Here is a 20,437-nt window from a genome sequence, read left to right on the forward strand (position 1 = left end):
GGACCGTGGCCCCGGCCGATCCGCCGCCAGCCCACGTCGGCCTCCCACGTCGGCCTCCCAGCCGCGAGTCAGAACCCCAGCACCGGGACACTCCCGGCCGGCCGCCCCGGCCGGGCCACCGCCAGGCTCAGGTATCGCCGGTCCAGGGCCAGCATCAGCCGGTCCGCCACCAGCCGGTCCAGGGTCTCGCGCACTGCCTCGGCCGTCATCCCCTGCCCGGCCCCGAACGTCGTGATCGCGGGCAGCGCGTGCTGGGCGTCGCAGAACAGGTACAGCGCCCGCTCGGCACCTCGCAGCACCGTCAGCCGGCGCACCGCCACCGGCCGGAAGTCCCACACCGCCAGGTGTTCTCCGTGGTCCACCGACACCAGACCACGACCGCCCGCGGCACCGAACCAGCGGCGCATCTCGGTCTCGACGCCGGCCACGTAGTCGTGCGGATCGCGCGCGTCGGCGTAGTCGTGCTCGAAATAGTAGGCCAGCTGCATCAGTTCGGACTCCGGCCGACCGTACACATAACCGTAGCTGCGGTCCGGGCGCACGTTGCTGAACCCCAGAGCCCCGGACGACTCGAAATTCGGGCTGAACCGGTCCAGCCGGATCGAGCCGAGGCCCTGCGGCGGGTCCAGGTGGGTCAGCTGGGCCACCACCGCCGCCATCTCGCGGTAGTCCTCCGGGTCCTCGCCCGGGAATCCGTAGAGCAGGTTCCAGTACACCTTCATGCCCAGCTCCCGGCACCACTTGAGCAGCTGGATGTTCTGCATCGCCGTGGTGCCCTTGCGCATGATCCTCAGCACCGGCGTGCTGAAGCTCTCGATCCCGGGCTGGATCGCGGTGACGCCCGCCGCCAGCATCTCGCGCACCTGGTCCTTGGTCAGGTTGGCCTTGGTCTCGTAGAACAGGCCGAGCTTCAGCTGCCGCCGGGCCAGTTCGGGCAGCAGGTCCCGGAAGTAGGCCATGTCGAGGATGTTGTCGACCATCTCGACCTGGCTGGCCGGGTAACGCCTTGTCTGCTCGGTGATCTCGGCCAGAACCCGGTCTGCGCTCTTGCTCCGGAACGTCATCGCCGAGCCGTTCAGCCCGCAGAACGTGCAGTGGTGCTTCTCGCCCCACCAGCATCCTCGTGACGACTCCATCAGGATACTGTCACCCGCGGCGCCGGTTCCCGGCAGCTGCTCGAAGTAGTCGGTGAAGTCCGGGTAGGGCAGCACGTCGAGGTCACGTACCCGCTCCGGGGTGAGCGACACGTAGACGCTCTCGCCGTCGCGCCGGGAGATGATGCCCGGCACCGCGTGCGGACCGGCGCCCGACTCCAGGGCCTCGATCAGCGCCGGAAAACTGATGTCTCCCTCACCGCTGCACACGAAGTCGACCCAGCCGAACATCCGGTGCAGCGCCACGCCCATCTCGTTCTCGCAGTTGGCCCCGCCGAAAACGATGGTCTTGGTGGGATGTTCCTGCTTGATTCGGCGGGCCAGGCTGAGCGACGCCACGTTCTGCGTGAAGGTCGAGGTGAAGCCGATCACGTCGTAGTGCGCCCAGTCGATCTCCCGCAGGCACTCCTCGATGAACGGGCCGGCGTGCCGCCGGGCCCGGCGCAGGGTGGCGATCTGCGCGTCGCACGGCCCGAACCGGCCGAACCGTTCCCGGAAGACGTTCAGGTACTCCTCGTCGGGGCGTGGGCCGAACAAGGTCTCGGCGAACACCCAGTCCCCCGCCAGGCTCTGCGTGGGCGAGCGGTCGGCGATGTAGGTGAAGTCCTGCACCCCGAGGCTTCTGGCGAACCGCAGGTTGAGGTACGCGATGGTGGTGGGCCAGCCGCGCGCGTCCAGGGCTGCCTTGAGCAGGCTGGGGCCGATGGCCGGGCGCACCGCCCCGAACGGCATGTTGATCAGCAGCACCTTCACGACGTGCTCAGCCCCCGTCCGCGGTCAGGTCGACGATCCGGCCGGTGACGTCGGACCGGGCCAGGTCGAGCACCCCGTCGATGACGTCCTGGGTGGCCACCCGGCCGGGGAAGGTGTCCGGGGCCAGGGCGTTCACCCGCACACCGAGATCCCAGAACTCACTGGCCAGGTGATAGGTCAGGTGGTTCAGCCCGGCCTTCGAGGTGCCGTACAGCGCCTGGCCCAGATCGGGGTAGACGTACAGCCCCGCCGTGCTGGACAGCTGGACCACGCTGCGGTTGGCCGCCAGGTTCCCCGCCGGGTCGGCGAGCCAGCACCGGCGGGCCACCTCCACGCTCATCCGTAACGGTGCCAGCAGATTGACGTCGAAAACCTCGGAGGCGGACGCGATGGCGCCCGGCGCCAGCAGGGGCGCCCAGTGCCGCCGGGCCGCCGCGTTGATCAGCAGGTCCACCTGACCGAACTCGTTCAGGGTCTCGTCCACGACCCGCTCGATCTCGTCGGCCCGGGACAGATCGGCCCGGATCGTGTGCACCGGATCGTCGTTCAGCGCGAGCCTGCCACCCGGGTTCAGCGGATCGACGAAGGTCTGGTTCTGGCTCGCCCGGTTCACCGGGGTGCGGCCGTGCACGGCCACGATCCGGTACTCCGCCGCGCACCTGGCCACGAACGCCTGACCGAACAGCCCACCGGCCCCGGTCAGCAGGCAGACCGGCCTCACCGCTCCCACCGTTCCAGCCGGTCCGCACCGTACCGCTGCGACGCCTCCGCCAGGCCCCGGTGGACCCACATGATGATGGACGTCCGTGGGAGCCGGTGGTTCTTCAGGAAGGCATGGAACGAGTTCGGCGTGCACTCGAACGCCACCAGGCTGTTGTTCACCGGTGCGGCCGTCACCTGCGGACGCGCCAGCGGACCGGAACGGGTTGCGAAGAGCGCGGTCTCACCGCCGTCCCCAGTTCTCCAACCGTCGTTGAGCAGGTAGAGGATCGCCACCGCGCCACGGACCGTCTCGACCTTCTCGTGAGGTTCCAGCGTCCCCTCACCGGTCTTGAAGTGACACCGCCCGAACGCCGGCGTCACGATCGCCTCGTCGCCGGGGACGGACCGCGGAAACCAGATCGGGTTGAAATCGTTGTGGATGAAGCCGTCCTCGCTGAACGGGGCGTGATGATGGGCCCCGGCGTACACGTACGGAGTCCGCTCCACCCCGAACAACCCACAGAGCAGGTCCCGCCAGGCCGGTGACACGAACAGCGCGAGCGGGCCGCCGGTCTCGTGCGTGATGCTCAGGCCGTAGGCGTCGTAACCCCGCATGGTGCGCGAGAACCGGGCCCGGTCGGAGGTCTCGCTCAGCCCCCGGTCGAGCACCGACCGCAGCGCCCCGGACAGCTCGGCGTAGAACCGTGGGGTGAACACGTCGTGCGCGATCACGTGGGGGAACGGGTCGGAACACCGCAGCCAGGCCCGCTGCGCCAGCACATCCTCCAGATCGACTGACGCGAGGACGCTCTCGGTGAGTACGCCGGTCATCCGACTCCCTCGATCTCGACCGGCTCACGCCGGAATCCCGGTGACTCCGGATGGGTGCGGAAGAAGAAGGTCTGGTACAGACGGCCTTCCTCCAGACGGTTGCCCCAGCCCCGGGCACCGCTGTGCGGAACGTCGCCGCGCACCAGCAGCAGGCGGTTGAACACGTTGCCCAGGGAGTCGATCAGCCGCCAGTTCTCGCGCGGCGTCATCCAGTCGTGACGACGCCGCGCGTCGACGTTGCGCCACAGGTGCAGACCGCCCTCCGGCGGGGCCCCGGGGCTGAGGTAGACGATGCCCGCCCAGCCGTCCGGCCCGACGCCGTTCCAGTCGTCCGTGACGTGGTTGTGCACACCGTCCCCGAGCACCTGGCCGTTGTCCGGCTTGACGTGAAAACTGGTGTTCCACAGACAGCCCCGGGTCGCCGGGTCCGCACCGGGCAGTGGGCGCGACGACCCGTCGCGCGGATAGGACGCCTCCCAGTGCGACCGGTCGATCGTCTCCCCGCAGGCGTCCTCCAGCGCCGAGGTCAGGGCCTTCGAGGACTTGACCGGGCAGTCGCCGGCCTCCTCGAACCGGCTGGCCCACCAGGTCGGCCGGCGGCCGGACGCCACGTCCTCGTCGCTCTCGTAGGGGGTGTAGAAACTCCGGCCCAGGGCGTGGTCACGGATCGCCAGCGGGTCCCGGTAGAAGTCGTCGACGACGACGATCGACGTTCTCGGCATCATCCCTCCAGAAGCTCGATCCAGTGCGCGTTCAGCCGGTCGGACTGACGTTGCAGGCGGGGTGCGGGGATTCGGTCCACCGCCCGGGGGTCGGCCCCCAGATGGTCGAGCACCCGGGCGATCTGGCGGCCGTAGTCGCGGTCCAGCTCCTCGTACTCCACCATCAGCGGCTCGATCCCCCGGCGGTCGAAGAACTCCTGCCATCCGGCCGACTCGGCCTCGATCGAGGCCTCGAGCCGCTCGATCTCGGCCCGGTCGAAGCGCAGTTCGCCGGCCGGCCGGCGGGGTGGCCCGGAGCCGGGGAACCGCACCCACTCCTCGGTCCAGTAGGCGCGGAACAGCGAGACCGCCTGGGCCCGCCGGTCGCGGCGCACGATGCGGACGAACCGGGCCCGCGGCACCAGCGCGTCCAGCACCGCACCCGGCGGCCCGCAGACCCCCAGCCGCCCGGCCAGGAACCGCACGTGCTGCCAGTGCATCTTCATCCCGAACACGCCGTTCCCGGTGGTCCCGTAGCGCAGTGCGGCCCGGACGAACTCGTCGTCCGGGACGTTCGCCGGCAGCCCCCAGGCCGTCTTCCAGGTGTGTTCGAGCAGCGGCCCGAACAGCTCGGCGGGCCGCCCGGCCACCCCGGTCGCCTGGAGCCCCTCGCACAGCAGGGTGCTCCCGGACCGGGGTGTCGCCGCCACCACGTACGTCGCGGCACGGGTTCTCACGCCGGTTGTGGTCCGATCGGTGGACGTCCGGGGCGGCTCGGTGGCGCCCCGGACGTCACCCTCGCCGTCCGGGGACCGTCGAGGATCTGCATCCTCGCGGCGAGTTCCCGGTCGGCGATCTCCCGGCGGTGCAGCGCCGGGATGAACAGGGTGCCCAGCTGCGTGGCGGGCAGCAGGGCGGCGGCCAGCGACCCGAGCGGGACCGGCTGGATCAGCGGTTCCAGCAACGGGTGCGGCTTGGAGGTGACCAGCAGCACCTCGTGGTCGGCCGGATAGGTGCCCAGCAGGTGCCGCTGGAGCAGACGCAGGTTGTCCAGCGCCCGGGAACCCCTGCGGTTGTAGGCGTCCAGGGTCATCGGGGCCTGGGTGATCACGCACGGCACGTCGGCCTGGAGCGGCCGGCGGCGCACCACGAGGTCGCTGGCCTCGTACATCTGGAGGCCGTCGAACCCGGGATCCACCCCCAGGTCGCACAGCAGCGTGTCGAGGAACGACACCCCCGGCAGGACGGTCACCGACAGGTTCAGCACGAGCGCCGCCCGCTGGATCAGCGTGGTCGGGTAGCAGTACATGGTGGGATGCCCGTAGGTGGCGAAACACACCGGCCCACCGGCCTTCGCGGCGGCCACCACCTCGGCCGCTATCCGCCGGTAGATCAGGATACGGTGCTCCCCCACCTCCCGCGGCTGGGTCAGGTCGACGACCTCGGTGCCCAGGCCGCCGAGATACTCCAGCATCCCGGTTCCGGTGTCGGCCACGAAAGTCTTCGTGCACCGCCGGATCGTCTCCTCCACCTCCTTGGTCAGGTGGTGCACCCCGGCGATGCCGAGGCCGACAACCGCTATGTCGCAGGGCAACTGAGCTCCGGCGATCATCCGAGCCTCCCCATCAGCCGTTGCACGGCGGCCAGGCGGGCCGCGTCCGTGGCCGCGCCCTCGATCGACTCCACGGCCTCGGCGACCTCGGGATCGCCGATGAAGTCCTCCGGCTCGAAAGAACGCCCGCCCTGGGCCATACCCAGGAAGGTGATCGGCACCCGCACGGTGACGCCGGGGGTGATCGGGTCGGTGACGACCGGCCCGACACCGACGTCGATCGGTGGGGTCGGGGTGACGAAGATGCCCGGTGGCGGCCCCGGTGGCGGAGGCGGCGGTGGGCCGGGTGGCGGCCCGGGAGGCGGCGGGGGTGGAGGCGGGCCCGGTGGCGGGGGCGGACCCGGCGGGGGTGGCGGCCCTGGCGGCGGGCCGGGCGGAGGTGGTGGCCCCGGCGGGGGCGGCGGCCCTGGCGGCGGGCCGGGCGGAGGTGGTGGCCCCGGCGGGGGCGGCGGCCCAGGTGGTGGCCCGGGCGGAGGTGGCGGTGGTGGGCCCGGCGGAGGTGGTGGCCCGGGAGGTGGCGGTGGCGGGTCCTGCTCCTCGACCCTCGGCGGCCCGTCACCGAACGCACCACCGACCACCCGCCACAGGGCGGCCGGGTCGGAGACGAAGGCGCTGCGCTCGGCGTCGCTCAGATCGAATCCGGAGAGCGCGTTTTCGGGATCCCGCCGGAGCGCCAGATAGAAGTCGAAGTCCGTCTGCGCCCGCTGCATGACCAGCGGCAGATCACTCACGTCGGCCCCCCATCGTGAAAGTGATGAGGATCATGCTCCGCCGCGCGGGGGCCGGTCAAGCAGACACAGACACCTGCCCCTAAGGACATGGTTGCGCCGTTCACGCCCACCCGGCCCCCGCACCCCCTACGGCGGAAGGTCAGGCCCGCACCGGCACCGGCTTCTCGAAGAACCGCCAGTTCTCGCGCATCTGCGCCGGAATCTCCGTGCCCTCGTAGGGATCCCGCTCGGTGAACCCCCGCGACGCGTACAGCCGCTGGGCCCCGTGCATGAACCGGCAGCTGTCCAGCCGCAGGGTGTGCGCGCCGAGCCCGTCGACCGCCTCGGCCAGCAACCGGTCGAGCAGGGCCGAGCCCAGGTGCAGGCCCCGCAGCTCCGGCCGCAGATACATCCGCTTGATCTCGACCACCCCCGGCTCCAGCGTGCGCAGCGCGCCCATCCCCACCAGGACGCCTTCGTTCTCCACCACCAGGTAACGGGCGCCCTCCCGGTCGAACGCGCGCACCGACGCTGCGGACGCCTGCGCGTCCGGCACCGCCATCACCACGCCGAACTCCTCCAGCAGGCGGCCGGTGGCCCAGGTCAGGTACTCGATGTTCAGGGCGGCCAGGTCGTCGACGTCGGCCGGGTAGCGGGCCGGTCTCAGCACGGGGGTGGTCTGTTCCATACCGGCATCCTCACAGCCGGGTCCGGGCGGTCGTCCCCGGGGTGCCCGCCGGGCCCACCCACTCTCCCCGGCCAACGGCGTCCACCGTTGTGCCGTCGGGCGGGAAACCGACGGGGGCGACGTGAGCCCGCGAACTCGCGCCCACCTTGCTCAGTTCTCCTGACCAACAGCTGAAATCCGGCCACTGAGAGTGGCCAAAGGCGATAATTCTTACGGACTTTGGAGAAACAAACCGTTTACAGCCTGCAAACGAAGAGTTCCGGACGAACATATTGACGAGCACTGTCGTAACTGTGATTGTTCCGGACATGTCGATTCTGCCCGGCACCCGCGGGCTGAGCGCCCTGCGCTCCAGTAACCGGCGCCGGCTGCTCGACCTGCTGCGGGAGCACGGCGAGATCAGCCGCGCCGACCTGGCCCGGCTCACCGACCTTTCCGCCACCACCGTGTCCAGCCTGATCTCCGAGCTGAGCGACGAGGGCGTGGTCAGCGAGGTCGGGCTGGACGAGCGGCGCAACGGACGCACCGGGCGCCCAGGCCGGCTCGTGCAGCTGGTCGGTGGGCGCCGCCTGGTGGTCGGGCTCGACGTCGGCCGTGACGTGGTGCGCGCCGCCCTCTGCGACCTGTCCGGCGCGGTGGTCAGCGAGCAGACCCGCGGCATCGACATGGACGACGCCGAATCCCTCACCCAGGTCAGCGCATTCGTCAACGAGCTGATCGACCAGGCGGCCGGCGGCCGGGAACGCATCTCGCGGCTCGTGGTCGCGGTGCCGGGCGTGGTCGAGTCCGGCACCGGCTACGTCAGCTCGGTCTGGGTACCCAACTGGCTGCACGTCGCGCCGGGCCCGGTGCTGGCGGCGGCCACCGGTCTGGAGACCTTCGTCGAGAACGACGCCGACCTGTGCGCCCTGGGCGAGCGGAGTTTCGGTGCGGCCCTGGGCCTGAACGACGTGCTGCACGTCAAGGCGTCCTCCGGCATCGGGATCGGCCTGGTGCTGGCCGGGCGCCTGTACCGCGGAAGTCACGGCGGTGCGGGCGAACTCGGGCACGTTCAGGTCGCCGACTTCGGTGACCTGTGCCTGTGCGGCAACCGCGGCTGCCTGGAGACGCTGGCCTCGCTGGAGGCCGTGCTCAGCGCGCTGCGGGTGGTGCGCCCCGGCGTCCGGACCGCCGCCCATCTGGCCGACCTGGTCCGCGACGGCGACCGGGCGGCGATCCGCGTGGTCACCGACGCCGGCGCGGTGATCGGCAAGCAGGTGGCGGCCCTGTGCAACGTCCTCGCCCCGCAGGCCGTGGTGGTGGGCGGCGAACTGGCCGGCGGGGGAACCCATCTGGCCGACGCCGTGCGCGACGCGGTCGAGCGCTACACCAAACCCCGCACGGCAGCCCGGATCGCCGTGCTGCCCGCCGAACTCGGCACGCGCGCGGCCGTTCTCGGTGCGGTCACCACTGCCGTGGAGGCCGAGCTCACCGCCTGACCGTCCGTCCCCCCGACCAGCGCCACCGCAACCAGACGCGGTGGCGTGGAATCAGCACACCCTCGAACACCCATCATCCTGCCCATCTCTCAGGAGTCCCGCATGAGTCCCCGTCGGTTCGGCACCACAGCACTCCTCGGTCTCAGCCTCACCCTGGCCCTCTCGGCCTGCGCCAGCAGCGGTTCCAGCTCCGACGACGCCGGCAGCGACGGCGGCGGCTCGGTCAAGACCGTCCCGGCGGCGAAGGGCGACGGCAAGACGCTCACCATCTGGACGATGAACGGCGACTACACCGACGAGACCATCGCCGCGATCAACGCGGAGTTCACGAAGCAGACCGGCGCCGACGTGGACGTGCAGATCCAGGAGTGGGACGGCATCACCACCAAGATCAGCACGGCGCTGTCCACCGCGAACACCCCGGACGTGCTCGACCTCGGCAACACCCAGGTGGCCAGCTTCGCCGCGAACGGCGGCCTGGTGGACCTGACCGCCTACAAGGCCGACCTGGCCCAGGGCCGCACCTGGCTGGCCGGCCTGGAAGACCCCGCCACGGTGGACGGCAAGCTCTACGCCGCACCCGGTTTCGCCGGTGCCCGCGCCGTGATCTACAACAAGGAGATCTGGAAGGACGCCGGGGTCACCGAGGTTCCCACCACCTACGAGGAACTCACCGCCGACCTGGACAAGATCAAGGCGGCCAACACGGCCTCCGACTTCTCCGCCTTCTACATGCCCGGCCAGCAGTGGGCCGCGGGCATGCAGTGGGTGTGGGACGCCGGCGCGGAGATCGCGACCGACGCGAACGGCACCTGGACCGGCGGCCTGGAGAGCGCCGAGGCGCAGAAGGCCCTGAACGACTGGAAGACGTTCCAGAACACCTACTCCACCAAGGCGTCCCAGGCCGTCGACACCGACAACCCGGACTTCAACCAGGTGTTCGCCGACGAGAAGACCTCGGCGTTCCTGAGCACCACCGGCAGCATCGCCAAGACCCTGGAGACCAACCCGGACCTGGACGCCGACAACATCGGCACCTTCCCGATGCCCGGCCTCTCCGGCAAGACCCAGCCGGCCATGCTCGGTGGCTCGGACTGGGGTATCGCGGCCAAGAGCGACGCCGTCGACCTGGCCCTGGTCTGGACGAAGATCGCGACCAGCCCGCAGATGCAGGACGACTACGTGGTGGGCAAGGACGGCTGGATCCCGAACAGCACCGAGGGCATCGAGGCCGCCCAGTCGGTGATCAACGACCAGCAGAAGGGCTTCTTCAACGCCGCCCTGAACTCCAAGGCCACCCCGGCCGCCGCGCAGTGGGCCACGGTCGAGGGCGACAAGAGCATCAACCAGTTCTTCTCGTCGATCGCGACCGGGTCGAAGACCCCCGAGGCCGCTGCCAAGGACTTCGACGCGCACCTGACCGACACGCTGTGACCACCGAGACCCCGAGCAAGGCCACCAGCTCGACGGCCGCCCCCGCGCCCCGCGCGCGGGGGCGGCGCCCCGACCTCACCCCGCTGTGGCTGCTGACGCCGGCCGGTCTGGTGATCGTGCTGGTCACCGTCCTGCCGATCATCTACCTGGTCTACACGTCGTTCACGGACTACAACCAGCGCACCCTGTTCACCGGTGAGTTCCGGTACACCGGCTTCGAGCAGTACACCACCCTGCTGGGCAGCAGCGCGTTCTGGAAGTCGTTGCTGCGCACCGTGTTGTTCACAGCGGCCATGGTGATCGGCAGCATGGTGATCGGCATGGGCGTCTCGCACCTGCTGACCCGGCTGCGCGGGTTCTGGCGCTACACCACCACGGTGGTGCTGATCATGGCCTGGGCGATGCCGAACGTGGCGTCGTCACTGGTCTGGAACTGGCTCTTCCAGCCCGGGTACGGCGTGGTGAACTGGGGCCTGGACCAGATGCGGGTCTTCGGCGACACCTCCAGCCTGAACTGGGCCGGCGACCCGGCCCACGCCTACACCGCGATCTGGCTGCTGATCGTGTGGCAGGCGGTGCCTTTCATCGCCCTGACGCTGAACGCCGCCGAGGAGCAGGTGCCCTCGGAGTACCTGGAGGCCGCCCGGCTCGACGGGGCCGGCGAGTTCACCGTGTACCGGGTGATCACCCTCAACTTCCTGAAGCCCACCCTGCTGCTGGTCACCATCCTGTCGGTGATCTGGGACTACAACGTGTTCAACCAGATCTGGCTGATCTCGCAGGGCGGTCCGGGCGACTCGACCTCGACGCTCGGCGTGTTCACCTACAAGACGGCGTTCGTCGGGTTCGAGATCGGCCAGGGCGCGGCGATCTCGGTGGTGACGACGCTGATGCTGCTGGGCCTGACCGCTTTCTACATCCGCAGCCTGCTGAAGTCGGGAGAGGACCTGTGAGCCGCAGCCGCTGGAAGGCCAACACGCTGGCCGCGATCTTCTGCCTGGTCTGGATCTTCCCGGTGTACTGGATGATCAACAGCGCCTTCAAACCGCGCGCCGACCTGCTCACCACCACCCCGAAGTTCCTGCCCACGCACCCCACGCTGGACAACTTCGTGACCGCGGTGACGCAGGAGAACTTCCTGACCAACCTGCGCAACAGCGTGATCGTGGTGGCCGCCACCGTCGTCCTGTCCATCGCCGTGGGCATTTTCGCCGCCGCCGCGCTGTCGCGGTTCCGGTTCGCCGGGCGACGGGCCATCCTCGTGGTCATCCTGGCGGTCCAGATGCTGCCCGGAACAGCCCTGCTCATCCCGATGTTCGCGTTGTTCAACACGGCGAACCTGCTGGGCACCTACTACGGCCTGATCCTCGCCTACCTGGCCACCACGCTGCCGTTCTCGATCTGGGTGATGCGCGGCTTCTTCGTCGCGATCCCGGTGGAGATCGAGGAGGCCGCCCGGATCGACGGCGCCGGCACCTGGCGGATCCTGTTCAGCGTGCTCTTCCCACTGGTCGCCCCCGGGGTGATCGCCACCAGCATCTTCGCCTTCATCGCCGCCTGGAACGACTACCTGGTGGCCTACACGTTCATGCAGGACCAGAGTCACTACACGCTCCCGGTGTGGCTGGCGTCGTTCACGAACCCGACCAGCGGAACGGACTACGGCGGCCAGATGGCGGCGTCCGTGCTGTTCGCGCTGCCCGTCGTCGTCTTCTTCCTGATCATCCAGCGCAACCTCGTGTCCGGGATGTCCGCCGGCGCCGTGAAGGGCTGAACCATGCTGATCCCCCGTCCGGTCGATCTCCGTTCCGGCGACGGAGAACTCGTCCTCGACCGCGCCACCACGCTGTCCGCGGACGAGGAGCTCATCGCCGTCCTCACCTGGTTCCGGTCGGCGCTGTACCCGGCCACCGGGCTGCCCCTGCGTGAAACCGCGCGTGGCACGATCCATCTCGGAATCGACGGCGGCCTCGGGACGGAGGCCTTCCGGCTGGAGGTGGCGCCCACCGGCGCCACCGTCACCGGTGGCGGCCCGGCCGGGGTGTTCTACGGCTGCCAGGCGCTGCTCCAGCTGCTGCCGCCCGCGGTGTTCCGGCGTGGGCTGGTCCCCGGGCAGCGGTGGGCCGTTCCGGCCGTTGTGGTGGACGACGAACCCCGCTTCGGCTGGCGTGGCGTGATGCTCGACGTCTCAAGGCATTTCATGCCCAAGCACGACGTGCTCCGGTTCATCGACCTGATGGCGGTGCACCGGCTGAACACCCTGCACTGGCACCTGACCGACGACCAGGGCTGGCGGGTGGAGATCAAGCGCTACCCGCGGCTGACCGAGGTCGGCTCCTGGCGGCACGGCACCCAGGTGGGCGCGGCCCGGGACGCCGGTGAGAACGGCCGTCCGCACGGCGGTTTCTACACCCAGGACGACATCCGCGAGATCGTGGCCTACGCCGCGGAGCGCTTCGTCACCGTCGTCCCCGAGATCGAGACCCCCGGGCACGTGCAGGCCGCGCTGAAGGCCTACCCCGAGCTCGGCGTGCTCCAGGAGCCGCTGGAGGTGTGGACCCGCTGGGGCATCAACCCGAACGTGCTCAACCTCGAGGAATCCACCGTCCAGTTCTTCCTCGGTGTGCTCGACGAGGTGCTCGAGCTCTTCCCCTCGCCGTTCATCGGGATCGGCGGTGACGAGTGCCCACGCGACCAGTGGCGCGCCGACCCCCGCACCCAGGAACGCATGCGGGAGCTGGGCATCACCCGGGAGGCCGACTGCCAGACCTGGTTCGTGCGGCGCCTCGACGACCACCTGACCGCAGCCGGCCGCCGGGCCTTCGGCTGGGACGAGATCCTGGAGGGCGACCTGGCACCCGGCGCCACCGTGGCGTCGTGGCGGGGCATGGCCGGGGCGGTCGCCGCGGCCCGGCGGGGGCACGACGTGATCGCCTGCCCCGACGACATGGTGTATCTCGACTACCGGCAGTCCGAGCTGCCCAACGAGCCGATCCCGGTGTCGATCCCGCTGACCGTCGAGGACGTGTACCGGTTCGAGCCGGTGCCGGCCGAGCTGAGCGCGCAGGAGGCCCGGCACGTGCTCGGCGGCCAGGCGAACATCTGGACCGAGCACGCCGACAACCCGCGCACCGTGGACTATCTCGTCTTCCCCCGGCTGTGCGCGGTGGCCGAGGCACTGTGGAGCCCGGCCGCGGCCCGCGACTTCGCCGACTTCAGCGCCCGGCTGGAGCACCACCTGACCCGCCTGGACGCCCTCGGGGTGGAGTACCGGCACGCCGACGGCCCGCGCCCCTGGCAGGAGCGCCCGGGCGTGCCGGGCCGGCCCTCCACCCGCGAGCAGCGCGCCGCCCACATCGCCGAGCTGGTGGCGAACATCGCCGCCACGGACGCCTGATCCCGGCTCGCTCCGAGATACCCCTCCCCCGAAGGAATCACGTGTCTCACCTCCCCTCCCGCCGTCATCTGATGCTCGGTGGCGGCGCCGCCCTCGCGGCCGGCGCCCTGTACCCGGCCACCGCGTCGGCCGCCACGTCTACCACCACCTCGGCCACCACCTCTGCCGCCACCGACCCGTCCGTGCGGAAGGCCTACGCCTTCCTCGCGGACAAGTTCGACGAGTACGGCTCGGGCACCGCGCTGCGGGTGCCGCGCAGCTACACCGGCGGCTTCTTCGAGACGCCGACCTGGACGTTCGTGTCGTCGTTCGCCTACGACGACGCCCTGGTGATCCTCGCCTGGCTGGCGAGCGGGACCACGGACGACGTGCGCCGGGCGACGATCCTCGGCGACACGCTGCTGTACGCCCAGGCGCACGACCCGATCGGTGACGGCCGCACCCGCGCGTCGTACCAGCCCGACTCGTTCACCACGCTGACCGGCAGCCTGGACATCGGTTCCCCCGCGGCGTTCACCGGCAACCAGGCCTGGGTCGGCATGGCCTTCGCCCAGCTGTACGCCCGCACCGGCCGCCGCCGGTTCCTGGAAGGCGCTCTGCTGGAGGCCGACTGGATCCAGGACAAGACCTACGACGCCGACCGGGCACCCTACGGCTACACCGGCGGCCGCACGGCCGACGACCAGCCGAACACGTTCAAGGCCACCGAGCACAACATCGACGTGGGCGCGTTCTTCACCATGCTCGCCCGGCTGACCGGCAAGCAGGTGTGGCGGGCGCGGGCGCAGGTGGCGTTCTCGTTCGTGGCGGCCATGCAGGACCCGGCGAGCGGTCACACCTGGACCGGCACCGACCCGGACGGCGTCACCACCAACCGCACGCCGATCCCCGAGGACACCCAGACCTGGGCCTATCTCGCCACCCTGGACCGGCGGTACAGCCGGTCGGTCGACTGGGTGCTGAGCAACCTGAGCACCACGGACGCGGGTGTCTCCGGGGTCAGCTACAGCGACACGGACGTCAGCAAGGTCTGGCTGGAGGGCACCGGGCACCTGGCCCTGACGCTGAAGGCCCGTGGCGCGCAGGGCGACGCGCGGCTGGCCGCCCGGCTGCTGGCGAACATCGAGCGGGCGCAGGCGACCACGCCGAACGGCGACGGGCGGGGCATCCCCTCGGCGTCGAGCGACGGTCTGGACACCGGTTTCGGCGATCTGTACTACGCCAGTCTGCACACCGGGGCCACGGCCTGGTACCTGATGGCGGCGAAGGGCTGGAACCCGTTCCGGTTGTAGCGGTGTGCCCTCTGCGGTGGCGGTCCGGCCCGATGTGCCTACGTTGGTCCCAGGAACACCAGGACGAGCACGGACGATCGGAACGGAGTGGTACGGATGCCGAAGGGTGACGTGGAGACCTATCACCAGGACGGCAACTGGCACAGCCGGATCGAGGGCCAGACAGCGCCTTTCGCCACCGGTGGCACGAAGGACGAGCAGGTCGGGCAGGGCCGTGACCGGGCCCGGGCCGACCGGGTCGAGCACATCGTGAAGGACCAGAACGGCCAGATCACCGAGAAGCACACGTACGGCGACGACCCTCGCGACATCCCGGGCTGACGCCTACCGCTGATCGTGCGGTTCCACCCGGCCGGGTGGGACCGCACGATCATTTCGGCTGCCCGAGGCCGGGATACGGCCTATCGGGGGACGCCGGGCTGCCGCGGCTCCCGGGCCCTGTCAGCATCGGACCATGGGCACCATGACGGAGCCCACCTCCGCGCCCGAGGTGGCCCCCGAGACGGAACGACGCCGCGAACGGCACTTCTGGGTGCGTGCCGCGGTGGTGGCGGCGCTCGGGGTGGTCATCCTCACCCTGCTCGGCTCGGCCCTGCTCAGCGTTTCGCACGCACCCACGCCGCACCACGTGCCGCTGGGTTACGTCGGCGCGGAGACCACCCGCACGGCACTGGCCGAAGAGGCCGGTGAAGCCGTCCGTTTCGTGACCTACGACAGCCGGAACGCGGCGATCGGCGGCATCGACCGGATGGACACCTACGGTGCCGTGGTCGTCAGCGAGAGCGGCGTCGAGCTGCTGAAGTCCACCGCGGCGTCCCCCCAGGTGGCGTCCGCGCTGACGGCGCTGGTGACCGAGGCCGCGGCCGGGGCGTCGCTCACCCCCACCGTCACGGAGACCAGCGCCCTGCCCACCGGGGACTCGGCCGGCAGCAGCATCGCCGTGCTCCTCCAGGTGGTGGTGCTGGTCGGCACGATCGGCTCGGTGGGACTGGGCCGGCTGGTGCCGCGTTACCGGGCCAACTGGGCCCGTGGTGAGCTGCCGGTGCTGTTCCTGGTGCTCTACGCCCTGGTGGTCGGGCTCGGGATCGCCACCGTGTCGCACGCCTTCGGGGTGGGCAACCACGTGCACTTCTTCAAGCTCTCACTGTGCCTGGCGCTGATCAACCTGTCGGTGACCGCGTCGGTCAGCGCTCTGGTCTCGCTCGTCGGCAGCGCCGGGGCGGGCGTCGGGGGCATCCTGTACTTCCTGCTCGGTTCGCCGATCAGCGGCGCCGCGACCGCTCTGCCGTTGATGCCGGTGTTCTGGAAGGACTTCGGTCAGGCCCTGCCGCCCGGTGCCGGGGCCACGCTGCTGCGCCGGGTGCTCTACTTTCCCGAGGCCCCGCTGGCGACGGAACTGACCGTGCTCATTCTCTACGCGGGCATCGGCGCGGTGGTGCTCGGCGTCGTCAATCTGCTGGCCGGGGCGGGCCATCGCAACAGCCTGGCCGACCTTCCCTGACCACGGGCGGTGCTGTCGTGAGCGTATGCGTTCCGCCATACGCCACCGATATACCTTGTCCGGCAGTCTGGTTCGCCATGGACAACCTCACCACGCAATCCGCCGGCGAAGCCCGGCCCTGGCGCCGCCGTTCCCTGCTCGGAGCCTTCGCCGCCGCCCCGGTGGCGACCGGAGGAGCACTGAGTGCCGGCGGTGCGGCCGCCTCGTCCAGGATCCCTCCGGCCACCCGGCCCGGCGGTTCCTACGACCGGTACGTCACGAAACTTGCCTCCGAAGGCCGGTTCTCCGGCACGGTGCTGTTGTCGCACCGGGGCCGCACGGTACTGAGCCGCAGTTTCGGCATGGCCGACCGCGAGCGCGGCATCCGCAACGGCAAGAACACCGTGTTCACCCTCAGCTCGGCGGGAAAACCGTTCTCCCCCGTCGCCGTCCTGCAACTGGTGCAGCGCGGCAAGCTGGCGCTGGGCGACCCGATCGGCAAGCACCTGACGGGTTTCCGCCAGGACGTCGCCGAGAACGTGACCGTGCACCACCTGCTCTCCGGATCGTCCTGGCTCGCCACTCCCGACGAAGACATCCAGCGGGTCTACCGCAGTCGCGAGGAGGTGCACGAGTACTGCGAGTGGTACGCCCGGCAGGCGGAGCCGATCGGTACCCCCGGCCTGCCCGATCCCCGGCACGCCGGCGCGGGCACGGCCGTCCCGGCGTTGCTGGTGGAGGCGGCAAGTGGCCAGAGTTACTGGGACTACGTGCAGGAGAACATCTTCGACCGGGCCGGCATGAGCGTCTCGGCGTTCTACACCCGGCCGCAGTGGCTCACCGACCGCCGCCTCGCTCATCCGTACATGAGGCTGGCGGACGGCAGCGAGGTGGACGCCCTGCACCATCTGGACCAGGGCAGTCCCGACGAGTGGGTGCAGGGGCGCAACCCGGGCCGTGCGTTCATCGACGCTCCGGGTGACGGTGGATTCGCCAGTGCCCCCGACCTGGTGCGCTTCGCCCGGAGGCTGTACGACGGCACGTTGCTCGACCGGCCCTGGGCCGATGTGCTCACCGCGGCCAGGTTCCCGCAGGGGCCGAGCGGTTTCGGGTCGTACGGCGTCCCGGTGCACATCGTCGGCGGCCAGTGGGAGTTCTCCCGGGCCGGAGCCAATCCCGGCGTGGGGGCGAGCTGGAGCATCTACCCGGACACCGGCTGGGTCGGGGTCGTTCTCGGCAACACCGACGGTCTGCCCCTCCAGGAGATGTCCCTCCGGATGACCGAGGCGGTCACCGGGGTCCTGCCGGACGCCTCGGGCGGCTGAGGGGCGGGTCAGGCTTTGAGGGCGTGCAGTTCGGCCACCGCCCGGGCCACCTCGCCGGTCTGGGCGCCGGTCACCCGGATCTCCGCCATCCCGCTGGCCGACGCGGCGTCGGGCACCATCAGCAGCAGGTCCTCGCGGGCGCGCACCGGGTCGTCGAGCATCTGCGCCTCCATTCCGCCGACCGGGCCGGTGAGGTACGCGGCGGAGGCGACGATGATCCGGTGCCGGGGGAACACCCGCACGTGCCGCAGGGTGTCGTGCACGTTGGGCTGCACGACGAGGCGATGAGGGAACGAGATGATCGCCAGGTCGCGGCGTTCGGTGCACAGGTACACGGCCGTGTGGTCGGCGCCGCGCCCGGTGCCCTGGCTGGTGCCGACCAGCACGTGCTTCCAGGTGTCGGTTCCGGTGAGTTGCTGGAGGGCGTGCACCGCGTCCCGGAGGATCAGGTCGAGACTGGTGGACTGGGCATCGTTCGTCATCGGCACTCCTCGCGGGCGGCAGCAGACCCTGATCACTGACTTCTCGGCCGGAAGCCCGGCCCGATGAAGTGCCTGGCCCGATCACGGTCCGACGGATGATCCGCACCTGGCGATACGCAGGAGCAGTATGCGGCCCTATGAGCTGGTAGGGATGAGTAAGGGACGATTTCGGCGGTCCGGCCGTTGGTGATCTTGCGGGTGATGCCCGCTTCGTGTCCGACAGTTTCACCGCAGGAGAAAACACGTGGTCTTCAAGAAGATGCTGGGCGCCCTCGGAATCGGCGGCCCGAGTGTCGACACTGTGCTGTCCCGCCCCACCGCCGAACCGGGCGGGGTGCTGACCGGGCAGGTGAACCTCACCGGTGGCGGCGCCGACGTGGACATCGAGCACATCACCCTGGGCCTGATCACCCGGATGGAGAGCGGCGACCACGACGCCGTCGGGGAGTTCCACCGGGTCGCCGTCAGCGGGCCGATCCGGCTCGCCGAGGGGCAGCAGCTCTCGCTCCCCTTCCAGCTCGTGATGCCCTGGGAGACACCGATCACCGCCGTGTACGGGCAGCCGCTGCACGGCATGGTGATGGGGGTGCGCACCGAGGTCTCGATCGCCCGGGCCGTCGACAAGGGCGACCTCGACCCGGTGCAGGTGCAGCCGCTGCCCGTGCAGCAGCGCATCCTGGACGCCTTCGCCCAGCTCGGCTTCGTGTTCAAGTCGGCCGACCTGGAGCGGGGGCAGCTGGCCGGGGTGCCGCAGCAGCTGCCGTTCTACCAGGAGATCGAGTACTTCCCGGCGCAGCAGTACGCCCACGCCGTGAACGAGGTCGAGCTCACCTTCGTGGCGAACCCGCACTCGGTGCAGGTGGTGCTGGAGTTCGACAAGCGCGGCGGCCTGTTCCGGCCGGGCCATGACAGCTACGGGCGCTACACCGTGTCGCACGCCGACGCCGACAGCACCGACTGGGCGCAGGTCGTGGACGGCTGGGTGCAGGAGGCCATCGGGCAGCGGCAGGCGCTGTTCGGCCAGGGCGCGGCCGGCGGCTACGGCCAGAACCCCTACGGCCAGCCCGGTTACGGCCAGGGTGGCTACGGGCAGGGCGGCCATGGCCAGGCCGGTTATCCGGCCGGTCAGCCGATGCACCACGGCGGGCACTCGTCCGGCGGCGGCTCCGGTATGGCCGGGATGGCGATGGGCGTCGTCGGCGGTCTGACCGCCGGATACGTCGCCAACGAGATCATCGAAGACATCTTCGAGGGCGACGAGGAAGAGGAGGGCAGCGAGGAGGAAGAAGCCTGATCCTCGCGCGTGAGTGCCCCTCCCGTCCGGTCCGGGGCGGGAGGGGCCTCCCCCACTAGGGCAACGCGGCCACGAAACGTTCCACCTCGGAACGGTTCCGGAGCCTGATGACGCACAGGTCAGGCCGGTCGCTCAGCACCTGGACCACGCGAGGGCCGAGTTTGTGCCGGGTTCTCCAGGCCCACAGCACCACGTGCTGCGGATCGGTGAAGACGGTCAGCAGGCCCGGTTCGCGGTTGCCGTTCCAGAGCTCCTCCCGGCGCAGACGCCGTACCACGGTGCGGCGGACCACCTGCCACATCACCGTCCGCACCGGCAGGTCGAGCCAGATCAGCAGGGTGAGCCGCCGGGTGATCGCCGGGCGCACCTGACCGTACTGCCACTCCAGCACCCACTCCGGCCGGCGATGAAATCATGGACGTCGTGCACGAATTCGGTGCGCGGCGTCCAGTTCGGACCGTGGTAGAGAGCATCCAGCTCGGCGCCGGGAAGGCCGTGCCGCTCTCCCAGACGACGCACGAGGGTCGTCTTCCCTGCTCCCGACACCCCCGCTACGGCGATGCGCAACGGCCGCTCCGGCAGCGCGGCACCGACCGGGACAAGGGGCACTTTCCCATGCTAAGCGCAATTCCCGGACCTCGGCCCACGTTCCGCCGTGGATCGCGGTGGCGCGCATGTCCGTACTCAGGCCAGATCCGCCCGGATGAAACGGATTTGGTCACCGGTGAACGTGATGTCGAAGATGCCGCCGGTCTGCCCTCCCGGGAACTCTCCGGTGAAGTGCACCTCCACGTGCAGATGGCCGTCCTGCGGCGTCATCCCGATCAGCCGGGTCCGTGTGCCGTACCCGATGAAGTAGTCCCGGTAGTACTCCCCGATGCCGTCGGCGCCCTCGAAACTGCGCCCGACCGAGGGATCGTCCAGCACCGCGTCGTCGGCGAAGAACGCGAGAAAGCGCTCCGGGTCATGGGTGTTCGCGGCCTGGATCCACTCGGCCACGATGGTTTCACGTCGTCCGTTCGTCATGATGCTTCTTCCCTGTTCGTCGATGGCTGATCCTGATCCTGGTGGCCGGTGCACCGGTGTGGGAGGCCGGACCGCGCT

21 protein-coding genes are annotated in these 20,437 nt (G+C 70.3%); 10 read left to right on the forward strand and 11 right to left on the reverse strand.

Annotated elements, in window-relative coordinates; translation table 11 throughout:
* Window positions 1-68 precede the first annotated feature (68 nt).
* From KIH74_RS09005 to KIH74_RS09040, 8 genes are all read right to left on the reverse strand, one after another.
* Window positions 69-1,907: a RiPP maturation radical SAM C-methyltransferase gene (locus tag KIH74_RS09005; protein ID WP_214155352.1), complete on the reverse strand. Its 1,839-nt coding sequence runs from the start codon at window positions 1,905-1,907 to the stop codon at window positions 69-71.
* 7 nt (window positions 1,908-1,914) lie between these two features.
* The gene (locus tag KIH74_RS09010) at window positions 1,915-2,628 is read right to left on the reverse strand and encodes an SDR family oxidoreductase (RefSeq protein WP_214155353.1); all 714 of its coding nucleotides are present in this window, start codon (window positions 2,626-2,628) and stop codon (window positions 1,915-1,917) included.
* On the reverse strand, window positions 2,625-3,440 hold the full coding sequence (locus KIH74_RS09015) for a 2OG-Fe(II) oxygenase (protein WP_214155354.1): 816 nt from the start codon (window positions 3,438-3,440) through the stop codon (window positions 2,625-2,627). The genes KIH74_RS09010 and KIH74_RS09015 overlap by 4 nt, the downstream gene beginning before the upstream one ends.
* Window positions 3,437-4,162, reverse strand: coding sequence for a hypothetical protein (locus KIH74_RS09020; RefSeq protein ID WP_214155355.1), 726 nt, complete (start codon window positions 4,160-4,162; stop codon window positions 3,437-3,439). The genes KIH74_RS09015 and KIH74_RS09020 overlap by 4 nt, the downstream gene beginning before the upstream one ends.
* Window positions 4,162-4,878, reverse strand: a complete 717-nt coding sequence (locus KIH74_RS09025; RefSeq protein WP_214155356.1) for a Stf0 family sulfotransferase — start codon at window positions 4,876-4,878, stop codon at window positions 4,162-4,164. The genes KIH74_RS09020 and KIH74_RS09025 overlap by 1 nt, the downstream gene beginning before the upstream one ends.
* Window positions 4,875-5,753 carry an SAM-dependent methyltransferase gene (locus KIH74_RS09030; RefSeq protein WP_214155357.1) on the reverse strand — a complete coding sequence of 293 codons (879 nt, stop codon included), beginning with the start codon at window positions 5,751-5,753 and terminating at the stop codon, window positions 4,875-4,877. The genes KIH74_RS09025 and KIH74_RS09030 overlap by 4 nt, the downstream gene beginning before the upstream one ends.
* Complete coding sequence (locus tag KIH74_RS09035) at window positions 5,750-5,914, reverse strand: hypothetical protein (RefSeq protein WP_214155358.1); 165 nt, start codon at window positions 5,912-5,914, stop codon at window positions 5,750-5,752. Before KIH74_RS09035 ends, KIH74_RS09030 begins: the two co-directional genes overlap by 4 nt.
* A gap of 709 nt (window positions 5,915-6,623) precedes the next feature.
* The gene (locus KIH74_RS09040; protein ID WP_214155359.1) at window positions 6,624-7,151 is read right to left on the reverse strand and encodes a GNAT family N-acetyltransferase; all 528 of its coding nucleotides are present in this window, start codon (window positions 7,149-7,151) and stop codon (window positions 6,624-6,626) included.
* 308 nt (window positions 7,152-7,459) lie between these two features.
* On the opposite strand from KIH74_RS09040, the gene KIH74_RS09045 reads away from it, so the two are divergent.
* From KIH74_RS09045 to KIH74_RS09085, 9 genes are all read left to right on the forward strand, one after another.
* Window positions 7,460-8,629, forward strand: a complete 1,170-nt coding sequence (locus KIH74_RS09045) for an ROK family transcriptional regulator (RefSeq protein ID WP_214155360.1) — start codon at window positions 7,460-7,462, stop codon at window positions 8,627-8,629.
* Window positions 8,630-8,731: 102 nt separating this feature from the next.
* The gene (locus KIH74_RS09050; protein ID WP_214155361.1) at window positions 8,732-10,063 is read left to right on the forward strand and encodes an extracellular solute-binding protein; all 1,332 of its coding nucleotides are present in this window, start codon (window positions 8,732-8,734) and stop codon (window positions 10,061-10,063) included.
* The gene (locus KIH74_RS09055; RefSeq protein ID WP_214155362.1) at window positions 10,060-11,016 is read left to right on the forward strand and encodes a carbohydrate ABC transporter permease; all 957 of its coding nucleotides are present in this window, start codon (window positions 10,060-10,062) and stop codon (window positions 11,014-11,016) included. Before KIH74_RS09050 ends, KIH74_RS09055 begins: the two co-directional genes overlap by 4 nt.
* Entirely contained in the window at window positions 11,013-11,837 is an 825-nt protein-coding gene (locus KIH74_RS09060; RefSeq protein ID WP_214155363.1) for a carbohydrate ABC transporter permease, read from the forward strand. The genes KIH74_RS09055 and KIH74_RS09060 overlap by 4 nt, the downstream gene beginning before the upstream one ends.
* A gap of 3 nt (window positions 11,838-11,840) precedes the next feature.
* Window positions 11,841-13,460: a beta-N-acetylhexosaminidase gene (locus tag KIH74_RS09065; protein ID WP_214155364.1), complete on the forward strand. Its 1,620-nt coding sequence runs from the start codon at window positions 11,841-11,843 to the stop codon at window positions 13,458-13,460.
* A 41-nt stretch (window positions 13,461-13,501) separates the two neighbouring features.
* Window positions 13,502-14,752 (forward strand): hypothetical protein, encoded by a 1,251-nt coding sequence (locus KIH74_RS09070; protein ID WP_214155365.1) that lies wholly within the window; start codon window positions 13,502-13,504, stop codon window positions 14,750-14,752.
* Between the two features lie 96 nt (window positions 14,753-14,848).
* Complete coding sequence (locus KIH74_RS09075; RefSeq protein WP_214155366.1) at window positions 14,849-15,073, forward strand: DUF2188 domain-containing protein; 225 nt, start codon at window positions 14,849-14,851, stop codon at window positions 15,071-15,073.
* Window positions 15,074-15,215: 142 nt separating this feature from the next.
* A complete protein-coding gene (locus KIH74_RS09080) occupies window positions 15,216-16,253 on the forward strand; it encodes an ABC transporter permease (protein WP_214155367.1) in 1,038 nt (345 codons plus the stop codon).
* 77 nt (window positions 16,254-16,330) lie between these two features.
* Window positions 16,331-17,557: a serine hydrolase domain-containing protein gene (locus tag KIH74_RS09085; protein ID WP_214155368.1), complete on the forward strand. Its 1,227-nt coding sequence runs from the start codon at window positions 16,331-16,333 to the stop codon at window positions 17,555-17,557.
* Window positions 17,558-17,565: 8 nt separating this feature from the next.
* Here KIH74_RS09085 and KIH74_RS09090 read toward each other — a convergent pair whose 3' ends face one another.
* Window positions 17,566-18,039, reverse strand: a complete 474-nt coding sequence (locus tag KIH74_RS09090; RefSeq protein ID WP_214155369.1) for a hypothetical protein — start codon at window positions 18,037-18,039, stop codon at window positions 17,566-17,568.
* 244 nt (window positions 18,040-18,283) lie between these two features.
* Here KIH74_RS09090 and KIH74_RS09095 point away from each other — a divergent pair, with 244 nt between their 5' ends.
* Window positions 18,284-19,333 carry a sporulation protein gene (locus tag KIH74_RS09095; protein ID WP_308113669.1) on the forward strand — a complete coding sequence of 350 codons (1,050 nt, stop codon included), beginning with the start codon at window positions 18,284-18,286 and terminating at the stop codon, window positions 19,331-19,333.
* Window positions 19,334-19,388: 55 nt separating this feature from the next.
* Here KIH74_RS09095 and KIH74_RS09100 read toward each other — a convergent pair whose 3' ends face one another.
* Together KIH74_RS09100 and KIH74_RS09105 are read right to left on the reverse strand one after the other, a co-directional pair.
* Window positions 19,389-19,724, reverse strand: coding sequence for a hypothetical protein (locus KIH74_RS09100; RefSeq protein WP_214155370.1), 336 nt, complete (start codon window positions 19,722-19,724; stop codon window positions 19,389-19,391).
* A 293-nt stretch (window positions 19,725-20,017) separates the two neighbouring features.
* Window positions 20,018-20,359, reverse strand: a complete 342-nt coding sequence (locus KIH74_RS09105) for a nuclear transport factor 2 family protein (protein WP_214155371.1) — start codon at window positions 20,357-20,359, stop codon at window positions 20,018-20,020.
* Window positions 20,360-20,437: the final 78 nt, after the last annotated feature.

Source organism: Kineosporia corallincola (assembly GCF_018499875.1).
Classification (GTDB): domain Bacteria; phylum Actinomycetota; class Actinomycetes; order Actinomycetales; family Kineosporiaceae; genus Kineosporia; species Kineosporia corallincola.

Coding starts and splice junctions, on each gene's coding strand:
- KIH74_RS09015 (WP_214155354.1), bottom strand. CDS start 3,440: ATGACCGGCGTACTCACCGAGAGCGTCCTCGCGTCAGTCGATCTGGAG.
- KIH74_RS09020 (WP_214155355.1), bottom strand. CDS start 4,162: ATGCCGAGAACGTCGATCGTCGTCGTCGACGACTTCTACCGGGACCCG.
- KIH74_RS09030 (WP_214155357.1), bottom strand. CDS start 5,753: ATGATCGCCGGAGCTCAGTTGCCCTGCGACATAGCGGTTGTCGGCCTC.
- KIH74_RS09040 (WP_214155359.1), bottom strand. CDS start 7,151: ATGGAACAGACCACCCCCGTGCTGAGACCGGCCCGCTACCCGGCCGAC.
- KIH74_RS09045 (WP_214155360.1), top strand. CDS start 7,460: ATGTCGATTCTGCCCGGCACCCGCGGGCTGAGCGCCCTGCGCTCCAGT.
- KIH74_RS09050 (WP_214155361.1), top strand. CDS start 8,732: ATGAGTCCCCGTCGGTTCGGCACCACAGCACTCCTCGGTCTCAGCCTC.
- KIH74_RS09065 (WP_214155364.1), top strand. CDS start 11,841: ATGCTGATCCCCCGTCCGGTCGATCTCCGTTCCGGCGACGGAGAACTC.
- KIH74_RS09075 (WP_214155366.1), top strand. CDS start 14,849: ATGCCGAAGGGTGACGTGGAGACCTATCACCAGGACGGCAACTGGCAC.
- KIH74_RS09080 (WP_214155367.1), top strand. CDS start 15,216: ATGACGGAGCCCACCTCCGCGCCCGAGGTGGCCCCCGAGACGGAACGA.
- KIH74_RS09085 (WP_214155368.1), top strand. CDS start 16,331: ATGGACAACCTCACCACGCAATCCGCCGGCGAAGCCCGGCCCTGGCGC.
- KIH74_RS09090 (WP_214155369.1), bottom strand. CDS start 18,039: ATGACGAACGATGCCCAGTCCACCAGTCTCGACCTGATCCTCCGGGAC.
- KIH74_RS09105 (WP_214155371.1), bottom strand. CDS start 20,359: ATGACGAACGGACGACGTGAAACCATCGTGGCCGAGTGGATCCAGGCC.